This window comes from Methanobrevibacter sp. UBA188 (genome assembly GCF_905234905.1).
Taxonomy (GTDB): Archaea; Methanobacteriota; Methanobacteria; order Methanobacteriales; family Methanobacteriaceae; genus Methanocatella.
Window position 1 is genome coordinate 17,125 of sequence record NZ_CAJOJM010000014.1, and the last position, 15,011, is coordinate 32,135.

The 15,011-nt window shown below is 31.4% G+C and carries 17 protein-coding genes; 14 read left to right on the forward strand and 3 right to left on the reverse strand.

The window, feature by feature from the left end:
• Positions 1–11 precede the first annotated feature (11 nt).
• Both QZ143_RS04285 and QZ143_RS04290 read right to left on the reverse strand, forming a co-directional pair.
• A complete protein-coding gene (locus QZ143_RS04285; RefSeq protein WP_292881535.1) occupies positions 12–536 on the reverse strand; it encodes a TIGR00730 family Rossman fold protein in 525 nt (174 codons plus the stop codon).
• A 10-nt stretch (positions 537–546) separates the two neighbouring features.
• A complete protein-coding gene (locus tag QZ143_RS04290; protein WP_292881538.1) occupies positions 547–1,098 on the reverse strand; it encodes a DUF2115 domain-containing protein in 552 nt (183 codons plus the stop codon).
• A gap of 76 nt (positions 1,099–1,174) precedes the next feature.
• Here QZ143_RS04290 and QZ143_RS04295 point away from each other — a divergent pair, with 76 nt between their 5' ends.
• The 11 genes from QZ143_RS04295 (at position 1,175) to QZ143_RS04345 (ending at position 10,156) form a co-directional block, all read left to right on the forward strand.
• Complete coding sequence (locus QZ143_RS04295) at positions 1,175–1,819, forward strand: hypothetical protein (protein WP_292881541.1); 645 nt, start codon at positions 1,175–1,177, stop codon at positions 1,817–1,819.
• Between the two features lie 54 nt (positions 1,820–1,873).
• Positions 1,874–2,341: a hypothetical protein gene (locus QZ143_RS04300; protein ID WP_292608105.1), complete on the forward strand. Its 468-nt coding sequence runs from the start codon at positions 1,874–1,876 to the stop codon at positions 2,339–2,341.
• 120 nt (positions 2,342–2,461) lie between these two features.
• A complete protein-coding gene (gene nikR / locus QZ143_RS04305; RefSeq protein WP_292608108.1) occupies positions 2,462–2,914 on the forward strand; it encodes a nickel-responsive transcriptional regulator NikR in 453 nt (150 codons plus the stop codon).
• A 17-nt stretch (positions 2,915–2,931) separates the two neighbouring features.
• Positions 2,932–3,702, forward strand: coding sequence for a methyltransferase domain-containing protein (locus QZ143_RS04310; protein WP_292881545.1), 771 nt, complete (start codon positions 2,932–2,934; stop codon positions 3,700–3,702).
• Positions 3,668–4,198, forward strand: a complete 531-nt coding sequence (gene hycI, locus QZ143_RS04315; protein WP_292881547.1) for a hydrogenase maturation peptidase HycI — start codon at positions 3,668–3,670, stop codon at positions 4,196–4,198. The genes QZ143_RS04310 and hycI overlap by 35 nt, the downstream gene beginning before the upstream one ends.
• The gene (locus tag QZ143_RS04320) at positions 4,195–5,289 is read left to right on the forward strand and encodes an ATP-grasp domain-containing protein (RefSeq protein WP_292881550.1); all 1,095 of its coding nucleotides are present in this window, start codon (positions 4,195–4,197) and stop codon (positions 5,287–5,289) included. The genes hycI and QZ143_RS04320 overlap by 4 nt, the downstream gene beginning before the upstream one ends.
• Positions 5,290–5,352: 63 nt before the next feature.
• Entirely contained in the window at positions 5,353–6,435 is a 1,083-nt protein-coding gene (locus QZ143_RS04325; RefSeq protein ID WP_292608119.1) for a phospho-N-acetylmuramoyl-pentapeptide-transferase, read from the forward strand.
• Between the two features lie 19 nt (positions 6,436–6,454).
• Complete coding sequence (locus QZ143_RS04330) at positions 6,455–7,885, forward strand: Mur ligase family protein (RefSeq protein WP_292881553.1); 1,431 nt, start codon at positions 6,455–6,457, stop codon at positions 7,883–7,885.
• 82 nt (positions 7,886–7,967) lie between these two features.
• The gene (locus QZ143_RS04335; RefSeq protein WP_292881569.1) at positions 7,968–8,423 is read left to right on the forward strand and encodes a hypothetical protein; all 456 of its coding nucleotides are present in this window, start codon (positions 7,968–7,970) and stop codon (positions 8,421–8,423) included.
• A gap of 46 nt (positions 8,424–8,469) precedes the next feature.
• Positions 8,470–9,684: a hypothetical protein gene (locus QZ143_RS04340; protein ID WP_292881572.1), complete on the forward strand. Its 1,215-nt coding sequence runs from the start codon at positions 8,470–8,472 to the stop codon at positions 9,682–9,684.
• Between the two features lie 40 nt (positions 9,685–9,724).
• Entirely contained in the window at positions 9,725–10,156 is a 432-nt protein-coding gene (locus QZ143_RS04345; protein ID WP_292881556.1) for a DUF356 domain-containing protein, read from the forward strand.
• Here QZ143_RS04345 and QZ143_RS04350 read toward each other — a convergent pair whose 3' ends face one another.
• Positions 10,157–10,648 (reverse strand): multiprotein bridging factor aMBF1, encoded by a 492-nt coding sequence (locus QZ143_RS04350; protein ID WP_292881559.1) that lies wholly within the window; start codon positions 10,646–10,648, stop codon positions 10,157–10,159. It lies immediately after the preceding gene.
• Positions 10,649–10,831: 183 nt separating this feature from the next.
• On the opposite strand from QZ143_RS04350, the gene QZ143_RS04355 reads away from it, so the two are divergent.
• The 3 genes from QZ143_RS04355 (at position 10,832) to QZ143_RS04365 (ending at position 14,430) form a co-directional block, all read left to right on the forward strand.
• Positions 10,832–12,070 carry a proteasome-activating nucleotidase gene (locus QZ143_RS04355; RefSeq protein WP_292608147.1) on the forward strand — a complete coding sequence of 413 codons (1,239 nt, stop codon included), beginning with the start codon at positions 10,832–10,834 and terminating at the stop codon, positions 12,068–12,070.
• Positions 12,071–12,205: 135 nt separating this feature from the next.
• Entirely contained in the window at positions 12,206–13,348 is a 1,143-nt protein-coding gene (locus QZ143_RS04360) for a PH domain-containing protein (protein WP_292881561.1), read from the forward strand.
• A gap of 44 nt (positions 13,349–13,392) precedes the next feature.
• Positions 13,393–14,430, forward strand: coding sequence for a TIGR01177 family methyltransferase (locus QZ143_RS04365; RefSeq protein WP_292881564.1), 1,038 nt, complete (start codon positions 13,393–13,395; stop codon positions 14,428–14,430).
• Positions 14,431–15,011 lie beyond the last annotated feature (581 nt).

Here is a 15,011-nt window from a genome sequence, read left to right on the forward strand (position 1 = left end):
AAAAATATTATCTATATTATTTCAAAAATTTCGTTTATTGTATCAACTTTTTTAAATAATTCTTCTTGTTTGTATAGAAATCCTTTTTCACTCATTTCATCAATCATTTCAAGCATCTTATCAAAGAAGCCCTCAATGTTGAAAACGATAATCTCTTTATCATGTTGTTTTAACTTTCTGAGGGTTATAATTTCAAAAAATTCATCTAGAGTTCCTATTCCTCCGGGCGTTATTATGAATGCATCTGAATTTTCTAAAAATTTCTTTTTTCGCTCGTCCATTGAATCAACATAAATGAATTCGTCGCACTGTTTGCATAGCGGTTCGAAATTTCCAATCCATTCTGGAGCTATTCCGATTGATGTTCCATTATTGTCATGAACTCCTTTTGCACATGCACCCATCATGCCAGTATCTCCTCCGCCAAAGACTAAACTGTGTCCATGCTTGGCAATTTCACGGCCTAATTCATAAGCGCAATTGGTATATTTTGGGTCTATTTTTCTACTTCCTGATCCATATAAACAAATTTTCATAAAATCATCTCTAAATATCGGGGGTTTGCTCAGCCAAACATAAGTGGCAGATTGCATTAACATTATCCTTTTGATTATCTTTAACCGGACAGAAGAATTCGCCATTCCTCTTTTCTACCTTTAGACTTCCAGGAAATTCACTACCTACTGGATGAATTGGTTCTTCTAAGATAAATGTGGTGTATAGGGCTGTAATTACATAGATTAGTGGGAATTTGTCGTCTTTTTGATCCGACAGCCTTTCCTTTTCAAATGTCCTTTTCAGCATAGGAAATGAACTGTCAAATGATTTTTTATCAATAATTTCATTATCGTAACTGTCATTGTTGAGGACTTCTTTCATTCGAAGTATAAAATATTTTATATAGATTTTTAAATATTTTTCACGATAATTAGCATGAACAAACTTTCCATCTTTTCTCATTCGTGCTGTAGCCATCATCAAATCATGCACTGATATTTCTGCAGCATATTTTTTAAGAATTATCATTAATTCATCACGGGTAATGTTATCTTTTTTGGATAATTCCATTAGTTCATCTAATATCTCCTCTGGTTTCATGTGTAAGTTTATTTATTTTTAAAGATAAAAATACTTTAATATTTTAAAATCAATAATAAATAATTGGTTGATAGTTATGGCTGAAAATTTCATGGAAATTTCTAAGGAAGATATCGAAATTGTTGAAAATGCATTGAAAGTTAATTCAGATTATAAACCTAAAAATGATAATTTCAATGTAAAATCATTTAAAAAAGGAAAAGAAATAGTATTGATACAATATGTCGCCAATGTGGAAAATGAATTGGTTTTTCAAACTAAAGAAGAAAACGGCAAATATTATATTTCAGATACTTTTGCATTGTTCCAGGACAATATTATAAATGGTAATGTGTCAAGGGATGTTTTCCAATCAGTAAATAAATATTTCCATGATGTTATATCAGATGAAAGCAATGATTTTTCAGAGGAAAAGGAAGAGCTGATTAATTTTTTAATGTTGACTGAAGAGTATGATGAAAGTCAGCTTCAGATTGACTTGGACCCTTCAAAGATTCGTGAAGATTATAAAAAGGATTATGATAGGATATACTCTGATGATTCCATGAACAGGGTTGAAAAAAGTTTAGCCTTAAAGGAATTGTTGCACATGTCTATCTGTCAGGTTGTTAATGACCTTGAGCTATTTTTCACAAGACCTGTTGATTTAACTCCTGAAGAGATAGCTGAAAAAGATAAACAGGAAGCTAAAGCTTTGGAAAATGAAATGCAATTATCTTAAGTTTTTCATTTTCAACATAACTATAAGTAATAGTTTTTACATAATTTGTATTATATGATTGCTATCACTAAAAACGAAGAAGTTGTTCTAAACCAGATTAATATATTTTCCATTGAATATCCTGAAGGAATCCCTGTTGGTGTTTTAAGAAAGGATTTAGGGTTTCATGAATATGATTTGGTGGAGATTATAAAGGAACTTGAAGATAAAGATTTGGTTATATTCAATGATAATAAGGTTTCTTTATCAGAATATGAAAAGGAAATCAACACTGTTAATTCTAAAAAGGATTTAGAGGAATTGGAATTAAACATTAAGGAAAAAGAATCCTATGAATTGATTCAAAATTTGGTTGATGATAAAAATCTCATATCAAAATACACTTTGGAAGGACATCTTTTGTATGGTGATTTAAAATTGTCTAATTTTAGAATGTATCATATTATTTTATCTTTGCAGAATAAAGGCCTTTTAAAACCCATCGTTAAGGATGATGGCGAATATTATCTGTTGGTAGGATAATATTTTTTCTATATATCATATTAAATCAGTAATATTTTTTTTCATTTTAATCATAATATTTATATAAGTTAATAAATATAAAATGTAATTATATAATTTAATGTTTTGATGTGTTTTGTTATGATGAGAATTAGTATGTCTTTACCTAAAAAATTATTATCTGATTTTGATGAGGTATTAAAAGAACGGGGATATCAGTCCCGTTCAAAGGGAATTCGTGATGCACTTCAAGATTATATTGTTAGATATCAATGGATGAACTCTATGGAAGGTCAAAGAATTGGTATTATAACTATCATCTATGATCATCACTATACAGGCGTAATGGAAAACCTTGCAGAAATTCAACACAGCTTTAGAAATGAAATCAACACAAGTATGCATATTCATATGACTGACAAATACTGTATGGAAATTGTAGTCGTTAATGGGGATATTGCTGAAATCCGTGATTTGACTGAAAGAATCATGAGGCTTAAGGGTGTTGAACACGTAAAACTTACAAGTACTGCAAATGGAGAAGAATTTAGTGAACCTGGCCACAGTCATGAACATGGTCATCATCATCACTAAATTTAATATTTTTTTTCATGAAATTCAAAACTACTCCCTATCATTCAGATTTATTAAAGGATACTGATAGGTTAGCTAGTTTCTATAATGCCATAATGGAATATGATGGCAATACTGAGCTTGCTTATGATTTAGGATGTGGGAGTGGCATTCTATCTTATTTTTTAAGTTCTTATTTTGAAGAGATTGTTGCTTTGGAATTGGATTTTAAAGCTGCTAAATGTGCTAAAGAAAATTTGTCCGATTTTTCAAATATTGAAGTTATCAATGAAAATGTTATAGGATATGGTTTTGAAAAAAAGGCAGATCTAATAGTTTGTGAGATGATGGATACTGCATTAATTGATGAGGAGCAGGTACCAGTTTTAAATTATGCCAAAAAGTTTCTAAAAGAAGATGGGCAGATTATACCGCGGGAAATTATTAATACTGTGGAACTAGTAAACTTGCAAAGAGACAATGTTCATTGGGATGAAGATGGAGCAAAATATGAAGTGCTGTCTGATGCTGAAGTCTACTCAAAGTTTAATTTGCTTGATGATATAAATACAAATTTTGAAAAAGAAATATCTATCAAATCTAAAAAGGATGGATTCGTTAACGGATTAAAAATAACCACATTTACAAAGCTTAATGATAATATAATTTGCGGTCCAACCCCTATGCTAAACCCACCCTTATTGATTCCATTGGAAAAACGATTTGTAAAAGGCAATGATTTTATAAATGTTAAATTAAAATATATTATGGGAAATGGAATTGAAAGTATTCAAACAGAATACCTATAATGATGGTGAAATAATGTCTTTCGAATCTCAACTTGAGGGGTTTCTCTCAAATAGTGAAAAATTGATTGTTTTGGGTGTTGGTAATGACCTCAAATGTGATGATGGCGTGGGACCATTCATCATTAAAAGATTAAAGGAAGAAGATATTGAGGACGAAAATTTAATATTTATCAATGCTGAAACTGTTCCCGAAAATTTTACAGGCAAACTCCGAAAAGAGAATCCGACCCATATTATCATAGTGGATGCCTGTCTAATGAATGGAAACCCAGGGGATATGCAAATTGTAGATAAAGATGATTTTTCAAATATAGGTATTTCAACCCATTCCATGTCTTTATCCTATTTTGTTAAATATTTGGAAAAGGATAATGATTTTAAAATAATTTTTGTAGGAATAGAACCTGAATCTTTAGATTATGGTGAAAACTTAACTGAGAATGTTGAAAAAACTGCTTTTGACTTTATTAATATATTAAAAGGGATTATATTATGAAATTATTGTTTATTGGCTCAAGATTATATGATGACCTTGATTGGTATGTGAGAAGTAAGGGAATTGAAAGTGTACTTACAGAATCTAATGAAGATGCGATTAACTTGGATTTGCCTGACCAGGTTTTTATTGTTCCAAGGGGAATGGATGGTCCAAAACAGGTTGCACTGATGCAAAATGTTGATGCAATTGTCCCGTTGATTGGAATAGATCCGCCATTAATTGATGTTGCGCATATGAAAGAAGAAATTGAAAGCGAGTATAATATACCCGTCATTGCTTCTGATGTAAGAGCTGTTGAGCTTACTTCCAACAAAATCAGAACCAAGAGCTTTTATGAAGAAATTGGAGTAGCTACTCCACAATATCAGATATTAAATAATCCTAATGAACTTAAAATGGATTTTCCTGTTGTTTTAAAACAGGGTGAAGGACAGGGCGGTAAGGATATTAAAGTTGCCCATTCAATTGATGATGTTGAGGAATACTTTGAGGAATTCGACCAGGCGTTATGTGAAAAATTCGTTGAAGGGTCTGAAATTTCAATTGAAGTATTGGGATATGGTGGGGAATATGTTGCATTGCCTCCAATTTATAAGGGTGAAACCACTTTGGAAGGAACTCATCCATTAAATAAAGTTAAAACAGGACCTTGCATGGTTGAAGGATTGGATAATAACTTAGTTCAACATACTGCTTATAAAATAGCTAAAAATTTGGATTCTGATGGAATTTTTGAAATGGATTTCATGTTTTCAAAAGAAACCCAGCAATTATATGCAATTGAAGTTAATACTAGGCCTAATGGTACCAGATATTTAACCACTGCAACTTGTGGCATTAATTCATTGTGTGAATTAGTCAATATGGCCATTGGTGAGTTTTCATTATCTAAAATTTATGATAATCTTGAATATCATTATTCAACTGAAATTCCAATAGGTAATTATAAAGGTCCTTCTCCTAAAGAACCTATAAAGTCTTTTGAAGATAATGATTTTGTTGTTCATGGTCCTGAAGGTTATCAAAGAGTAACTGCAAGGGCTGATTCCAAGGAAGGGCTCAAACAGCTAGTTGATAAATTGACATAATCTGTGTTATAAGTTATAATTATATACTATTATTAATAGATATCTTATTAATCTAATGATTTATTGTGTGGTAAAATGAATAATACGGATATGTTAATTCTTTTTTTAGTAACATTATGTGCTACAATATTCTTCACATGGTATGTAAAAAGAATATTTCTCCGAGCAAGGATTGCTGATAATCCTATAGTTAGTGAACATAGGCATAAGAGCGGTACTCCGACAATGGGTGGTGTTGCATTCTTATTTGCAATTTCTTTTGTAATTGCAGCATATTATCAAAATATTCCAATATTATTAGTTTCATTCATCATGCTTGCAGGCGGTATTGTTGGTCTGGTTGATGATTTGATTGGTCTTAAAGTTAAAGAAATTCAAAAGGTTGTTGTCAATACCTCTGATGAGGTTATTGCATTGGGAAGATTGGATGTTGAGCCTGGAGAGGAAGTTCGTGTTGCAACTCCAAAAGCAAAAGCCGAAGTTGATGACTTGCTTAAAGAAGGTAAAGTTGAAGTCATAGGTGAAGTTCCTATCAAAACAGAACCTGAAGAATTGGAAAAAATAGTTTGTCAGATTGTAATCGGAATATTTTTCGCTCTTACTGGTATAGTGACTACTTTAGGTGGTTTTGAATTAGGTTTATTGGCTATTCCAGTAGTTATTATAGCCATTTTAGGTTGTATCAATGCAGTTAATTTAATTGATGGGATGGATGGCTTAGCCGCAGGTATTGTGGGAATTGCATCAATTTTCTGTTGTGTTTACATTTACTTGTTTGGACATGCATCTTTAATGCCTCCATTTTTAATATTGTCTGCTTTATGTTTAGGATTTTTAGTATTCAATAAATATCCAGCTTCTATTTTTATGGGTGACACTGGATCATTCGTATTGGGAACAGGTTATGCTGCTGCAGTACTTGTCTGTGATATTCCGTATTTTGGAGTTCTAGCATTGGGTGTTCCAATTATTTCAGTTATTGTAAGCTTATTGCACAGGGCACATATAATCAAATTACCCGTAGAACCGCTACATCACACATTGAATCATTATGGAATGTCTGAAACAAAAATTGTATTGACTTACTGGGGAGCTACATTATTATTGTGTGTAATAGGTATCCTTGCTAAGATGTACCTATTCTAATTTTCTTTTTGGTGATAATATGGAAATTCAAGAATTGACTGAAGCCATTGAAGGAAAACTCATTGGAAATGATGAATTCTTTTCAATTGATGGTTTTACAGGTAAATTTACTTTTTTAAATGATGCACATACTGGAGATATAGTAATAAGGCATTGGATTAATGATAAAGGTATTGAAATGGCATTTGATCAGAATATTGCTTGTTTGATTACTCAAAATCCAAAAGATGGTGCTATTGAAATGGCCGAACATTTAAATTTCCCATTGATAATTACAGATAAAATAGAATTGGCAAATGCATATGCATTATCATACACCATTAACAAATTCTCCCCAAATTCGACAAACATTGTAATCACTGGAACAAACGGCAAGTCAACTACATCACATTTAATTTATCATATTTTAAAAACTGCTGGCTTTAATGTATTTACCAATACCGATAGCGAATCGGAATTCAATACATTGATTGACCCGATGGTTTCTAAACTAATTGCGGATGAAGTTACAAAAAATGGGGAACTGGATTATCTGGTAATTGAAGTATCTGAAGTTCAAGGTTGGCTTGGAAAATTGATGGAGCATCATGCAGCATTGATGAGCGAAGCAATCAACCCTAAAGTTGGAGTCATAACAAACATTGCAATGGACCATATTGGTCTTGTAAATTCAATTGATGATGTGTTTAGGGAAATAACTGCTGTTCCAAAAGCTATTGGGGATGGTGTTTGTGTACTCAATCATGATGATGAATTGGTCATGAAATTGGATGCTGAAAACCCATTCTATACTTCAATGTCTCCATTAGATGAGGAAAATGCAGTTTATTATGATGGTGAAAAAATAATTCATCAAGGCAAAACACTCATGACTAAGGAAGAATTGCCATTCACAGGCAATCATTTTATTCAAAATATTTTATCAGCTATTGCATCATGCATATCTTTGAGAATTAATGAAAATGATATAATTGAGGGTGTCAAATCATATAAAGCTTTAAATAGGCGTTTTGCTAAATTAAATGATGAACCGTTAATTTATGATGATTTTGCACATAATCCTGATGGAATTAAAGCCACTATTTCTGAAACAATCAAATTGCTTCCTCCAAATCAGACATTATATGTTGTATGTGCCATCAGAGGGTCAAGGGGTGTTGAAATAAACCAATTGAATGTTGAGGCACTTGTGGAGTCTGTGGGGGATAATATGGAATTGATTTTATCTTCAAGCAATGATGTTGTCAATGATTTAAATTTTGTTGAACAAGAAGAAAGAGAAGTATTTTTCAACACATTAAATCAAAATGATATTGATTTTATTCATTATGACAATTTAAAAGAATGTTTAAGTGAAACTTACAAAAAAGCGGGTAAAAATGATATCATATTATTAATAGGAGCTCAAGGAATGGATCCTGCCGAATCACTTTTAAAAGATATTATATAAATTTAAATATTATATTAACTTAATATAATAAATGAATAGTTTTATTCTTATAATAGAATATTCGATAAAAGAGGATATAAACATGTTTATAAAGATTAGAAGAGACACATTAATAATTCTATTATTGGCATTTATTTTAATCTTTTGTGGTCGTTTAATCACTTATGTTGCATTTGCATCTTCTGATGAAGTAAATGATGGTATAGCTATTTCAGGAGTTATCATTAAAGGAAATGATATTGTTCCTGTAGATACTATCAGGTCTAATGTAATGCAATCTGGATTAAGGGATGGTAGTGTCATTTATGGTGATGTTTTAAAGACTTCAGTTAGGGAAGTCTCGCTGCAAGATGCTATTCAAACGGCACAAGAGTTTGCAACACGATCAACAGTACCTGGTACTTCTGTAGAACCTATTACTGCTGCAGATGTTCAAGTAGATAAAAATACTGGTGTTGTTACTGTAACTGTTATTGAAGACTTTTCTTCTGTTGATATGGGTAATAAAACATCTAGTAGTTCTTCAGTAGGTGGGTAAGTTGGATAAATTTAAAGTATCAATTGTATTTTTAATAATATTTCTAATGACTATGAGTAGTGTCGCAGCTACCTGTAACATTATTATTATTACTGACCCTACTGGTAAGGATCCAAATGGAGCTGCGGCTGGAAGTATGTCATTTGCAGAAAACATGTTCCAATCAACATTTTTAATGTCTAAAAACAATCATTTTGCAGTGCTTTCCGGGGGTACCGGTAGTTCAGATACAAGGTTGGATTCAGTCATTGAAGCTGTTGCTAATTTAAACAATAATGTTTCTGCTGCTTCAGCTGCATCTATTGCATCTCAATATAATGGGGCTCGTCTGGTTGCAGGTGGTCCAAGCATTGGTGCTGCTGTTGGTGGTTCTTTCGACGCTTATGTAATTACTGTTGATGATGCTAGTAATGATATTAAAGTTACTCCATACAGTAGTGGTGTTGCAACATTGCAACCTGGTCAAAAAGGAGCTATTATTCACTTGAGGAACACCAATGGTAATCCATTGTATGGTACAGCAGATTCTGTACGTAAAGAAACTGCAATGAATATTGGTAAAATGATTAGGGACGGTTATCCAGCAACCACTATCTTATCAGAAGCAATGGGTCAAGTGGCTAATGAATCTGGTGAAAAATACGGTGGTGGTGGAGTAAATCTAGTTTCTGGAATTTCAACTGAAGACATGTTTACTCCTCAGGAAATGAACCAAACGGGTTATCCTATGGATGAGGAATATTCCAAAGCTTGTCAAGATTGTGAATGGGCAATGGGATTCCCTGCTGCTGAAGCTTATGGTAGATGTCCTGTTTGTGGTGGAGAATTAAAAACAATATATGCATATCAAGCTTTAGGTGATGCTCTGACTGTTAGTTCGAATGCGGTCAGTGTTTCTGTTTATGGTAGTGATAAGCCTGGTTTAGCAGCGACAACTTCTGAAATTGTTGAATCTTCTGTTGCTAAAAATGGTTATGATGCATCTGCAATTGCAGCGTCCATTAATAAAGCTATTAATAATGGTCTTTTAATGGGTGTTGATCATGTGGAACCTAAGGATTTAAATGTAAAACAAGGTTCTAAGGCAGTTGGTGTTTATTTCAATGCGCTTCCTGGAGACAGATCATCTCCTGCATGGGATTTACCTATTGATGGTAATATATTGAATATTTTAGGAAGTATTCAAACTGCTGTAGGTATCATCTTGATTTTGCTTGTTGTTTTCAGAAGTAGGTTATTGAAATCTTTCCAAAATAGGTGATTCACCTATTATTATTTTTTTTTATTTATCGGGGATTATTATGGCATTAATTTTAGTTAGGGGGGAGAATAATTCTAAATTACTTAATGCAATTGCAGATATGGAAAGGCACGGTAATTTAACATTAATCTCAAAGCCTAAGGTTATCGATGCAAGTTTTGCAGATTCATTGGTTGAAAGTATTCTAAACTCTAAACTCAGAACAAAATCTAATGTAGCTACTGCTTTTTTCGTTAAAGAGGATACTACATTAAGCATTATGCAAATAAAAAAAATTCATCCTCCAGCTCATGTTGTAGTTGTGAGTAAGGAATATGGCGGTTATGATGAGTTACAATCATTATTGGAAACTGCCAAATCTTTCCAGGGATATCAGTCTCACAGAGCTGAAAATGAGGGGATGATTGATTATAAAATTAAAGGTAAAGGAAGACATATTAAAAATGAGAAATTGAATAGCTATGTTAAATAGCTATTTTCTTTTAATTTTCATTATATTTCCTAATGTACGTTCACCTGATGAACTATTTACAAATTGATTCAAATCTACATTATCTACTTTTTCTAGTAATTTAATATTCAATGCTTTTTCTAGTTTTTTTGTGAGCTTTACATCAGGAGTCATTTTTCCGGTTTCAATTCTTGAAATGACTGAAACTCTTTCATTGATTTTTTTACCTAAATCTTCTCTTGACCAATCTTTTGCTTCTCTTGCTCTTCTAACGGTAATTTCGAAATCTTCGATTAATTCTTCAGAAGGTTCATCATTTCTTGAATAATTTCTGTTTCTAGTTGTGGTTGGTCTTTTTGATTTTTCTTGTTTTCTAAATTTTGGTTTAGGGGGTGCTTTTTGGATTTTTCCAAGTTTTGAACACTCTTTGCATACAACCATAACTGATCCTTCAATTTTTGCTCTAATTGGATTATGTTCCGGCACTTCTTTACCACAAATTTCGCATTCCATATTAATCAGTTTTCCTTTTTTAATTAATTAATATTATATATTCAATAACTTATAAAATAATTGTTAGTATGAATTCAAATGAATACATTTAAATACTTTAAAGTTACTAATTGTTATTAAAGTAACAATGAAATATAAATTAATAACTAACTGGAGATGATTCACATGGATAATTTTGACGATTTGGAAAATTCTTCTAAAGAACAATTGATAGAAAAAGTTGAATCTCTACAAGATGAGGTTAATAATTTAAGAGAAGAAAAATCCAAAGCAAAAAGTAACTTAATGTGGAAAGTTAGGAAATTAGAAAAGGATAAAGTCCTAATTGAAAATGAAAAAATTAGATTAGAAAGAGAAACTAAATCTTTACGTTCAGAAGTGGACAGGTTCAGATCACCTCCACTTGTATTAGCAACTATTACTGAAGTTTTAGACGATCACAGAATGACTGTTAAAAGTAGTACAGGACCTAGTTTCCTTGTTAATTATTCAAAATTCTTAGATGAAAAATTATTAGTTCCTGGCTCAAGAGTAGCCTTAAATCAACAAACATTTGGTATTGTGGAAGTTTTACCATCAGAAAAAGATGCAAATGTTTCTGGAATGGAAATTGAAACAAAACCAGATATTACCTATGATAAAATCGGTGGTTTAGAAGAGCAAATTGTTGAAGTAAAAGAAACTGTTGAATTGCCTTTAACCGAACCTGAATTATTTGAAAAAGTAGGTATCGAACCGCCTAAAGGTATATTATTATATGGTCCTCCTGGAACTGGTAAAACTTTACTTGCAAAAGCAGTAGCTAACGAAACCAATGCTACTTTTATCAAGATTGTAGCTTCCGAATTTGTTAAAAAATATATTGGGGAAGGTGCAAGACTTGTCCGTGAAGTATTTGAATTGGCTAAAGAAAAGGCTCCCGCTATCATATTCATAGATGAACTTGATGCTGTTGCAGCCAAAAGGCTTAAAAGTTCCACCAGTGGTGATAGAGAAGTACAACGTACTTTAATGCAATTACTTGCAGAACTTGATGGTTTTGAATCAAGAGGAGATATCGGAATTATTGGTGCTACCAATAGGCCAGATATATTAGACCCAGCATTATTGCGTCCTGGTCGTTTTGATAGATTCATTGAAGTTCCTCTTCCAAACATTGACGGAAGAAAAGAAATTCTTAAAATCCATACTAAAAACATGTCATTGGATGAAGAAGCAGACATTGATATTCTTGCTGATTTGACTGATGAGCTTTCCGGTGCTGATTTAAAAGCAGTATGTACTGAAGCAGGTATGTTTGCAATTCGTGATAAACGTGAAAAAGTTACTGTAGCTGACTTTATGGATGCTATTGATAAAGTGATGAGTAAAACCAAAGAGGACGAATTGTTCAAAACTGAAGCCGGAGTAATGTTCGGTTAATTTTAATAATATAATAAGCCGATGATGAACCCTATGAGCTCTGATATGTGATGAATGATGGGCGAGCTGAGGCTTATTTTTTTCAATCTTTTTTTTGTAAAACTTTATTTAAAATAAATATCTAATATTATAATTATGTTATTTGATAAAAATGATGATGTTAGAAATGAAAGAATTCTTTATCAAGCAAAACCTAATATGCTTTTTGGCTGTAAAAAAGCTATTTATGGTATTGTTTTATTAATTATTGTTTTCATACTTTCTCCGAAGGTCATTCAATTCGTTGGGAATATGCAGGTTTATTTGATATCTTATATTAATCTTGCTTTAACTAGGTATGCAGCAATAGGATTTTTCATTGTCATTCTTTTTATTATACTATTTATTATTTGGCAACTTATTGGATGGTATTCTAAGGAGTACATTTTAACACAATCCCGAATCATTATCAAATATGGGGTGTTGTCCACTAAGAAAAATTATATGCCTTATGCAGCTATTCAAGATATCAACACTTCTCAAAGTGTTTTTGGTAAAATATTTAATGTAGGAACTATTTCTTTATTTAGTGCTTATGATAACAATCAAATGGAATTGTCCGCCATATCAAATCCCTCTGAAGTAGAAGAAATTATCTTTTCCAACATGGTTAATCACAGAGCATATGGTGAATCAAATCCATATCCTCATAATGATATGTCATATGGGAGGAATTTCCAAACAAATGACAGCTATCTTGAAAAAAATGATTATTATGATGAATTCGAACCGATTACTCCAATTGGTCGTGAAAAAGACAGATACCCAAGACGGGATTATGAATATTATCCTGATGATTTCAGTCAAGGTGAGAATAATCGTAAAAAATATGAATATGAGCCTTATAATGATAATTTCTATGATGTTGAGGACAAGCAATTCGAACCTAGATACAAAGAACCTTTAAATCAGTATGATGATTATGGTAGGGATAGTGTGGCATATGAACCTAATTCCATTAGATATGAGGAATCTTATGATGATTATGGTAGGGATAGTGCGGCGTATGAATCCAATTCCATTAGATATGATGAACCTTCAAATCAATATTCTGATAAAAGTTATTATAATGAAGTAAAGGGTGAATATTCTTATCGTGATGATGAATACTATCAAAATAATGGTCGTGAAGTTCATTATAATGATGATGCCAATAATAATGTTCAAGATAAATCAGTAGATGTAGATGACTCTAGTGAAAAAGTAATTAGAAGGCACTTCGATAAATTTAAAAAATAATTTTTTAAAGTTTATTTTTAAAAATTTTCTTTTCGGTGAATTTAATGGAATTATTATGTATTCAATCTCAAGAACATCCTGAACTGCCTAAAGCTGAATTGAAAGCAGTTATGGATTGTGAAAATATTGATGCTAATCTTTGTGTTATTACAGATGGATTGGTGATTTTAAAAGATATTTCAAATGATAAATGTGGGCAGTATTATGAAATCCTTACCCGAAGGTTAGGTTATACTCACGAAGTTCATGAAATCATTTTAACATCTTCAATCGATGTATTAAATGATGATGTTTCCTCTGTGGACTGGTCAAAGTATATTGATGAAACATTTGCTGTAAGGGTTAAAAGATTCCACTCAGAAATTGATACTGTAGCTACTGAAAGAAAAGTGGGGTCATTGATTTTAGAAAATTGCGATAATATAAAGGTAAATCTTAAAAAACCTAAATCCCTAATAAGAATTGTTGCATTTAATGATACAGTTTATGTAGCTATTGAAAAAATCAAATTAAATAAAAAACATTTTGAGAATAGCAAACCCCATAAAAGGCCATTCTTTTATCCTGGTTCAATGAGTCCGAAATTAGCAAGATGTATGGTAAATCTATCAAGAGTCACTGAAGGAGATTTGGTTCTAGATCCTTTTTGTGGAACTGGTGGAATATTAATCGAAGCTGGAATAATTGGTTGTAAAGTAGTCGGATCTGATATTTACTGGAAAATGAAAAATGGTGCAGCTATTAATTTGGAACATTTTGGAATTGCTGATTATAGAACATTCAATTTGGATGTGCGTGAACTTAAAATGTATGAAAAAGTGGCTGCTGTTGTTACTGATCCTCCCTATGGAATTTCCACCACTACTGGAGATATGGATGGTGATGATATTTTCAAGGAATTTTTCAAAGCAATATATGATAATATGAAAGATGATGCTTATCTTTGTATGGCAAGTCCTCATTATGTCGACTTAAAACCTATTGCTGATGAAATTGGATTTGAAATTGTTGAACAATATGGGATTAAAATGCATAGAAGTTTAACAAGAATTATTTCTGTTATCTGTAAAAAATTTGATTAATATATAAACAAATAGTTACATTTATATATGAGAACATAAATCATGTGTTATATTTACTTCTAAACTTAACTATTCTTTTTTTATTTTATTATTTCTTTGAATTATTTTTTTTATTTCATTTTTCAAGGGTTTTAAAAATTTTAATTTATATATTTTATTTAAACTTATTTTTTTAATAAATACTTTGTAATTATTTTTATTTTTTATTTTAAAAGTTTAAAAAATAATATTTTAATTTTTTAATATTTTTTGCAATATTTTTTAATTGATTTTGTTAATAAAATTTCTCTGTCTATTAGATGTGCTATGTGTTTTATGGCGATGACCTAAGTTATATTGTATGGAACAATTTTAACTATGATGGTTGCTTTCCGCATGTAGCTATACATTTTGTGAGTACTTGAATTTTCTCAAGTATGATGTTGGTTTTGTAGTATGTGGTGAATTAGTTACAAACTAGTTTAGTGTAATACTCGTCTATATTTTTAGCGTACTTCATAATACTTTATACTTTATTATGTCTGTTATGTTTCAATTCTGTTTGATCCTGGCAGATGTTACTGCTATTGGGATTCGATTAA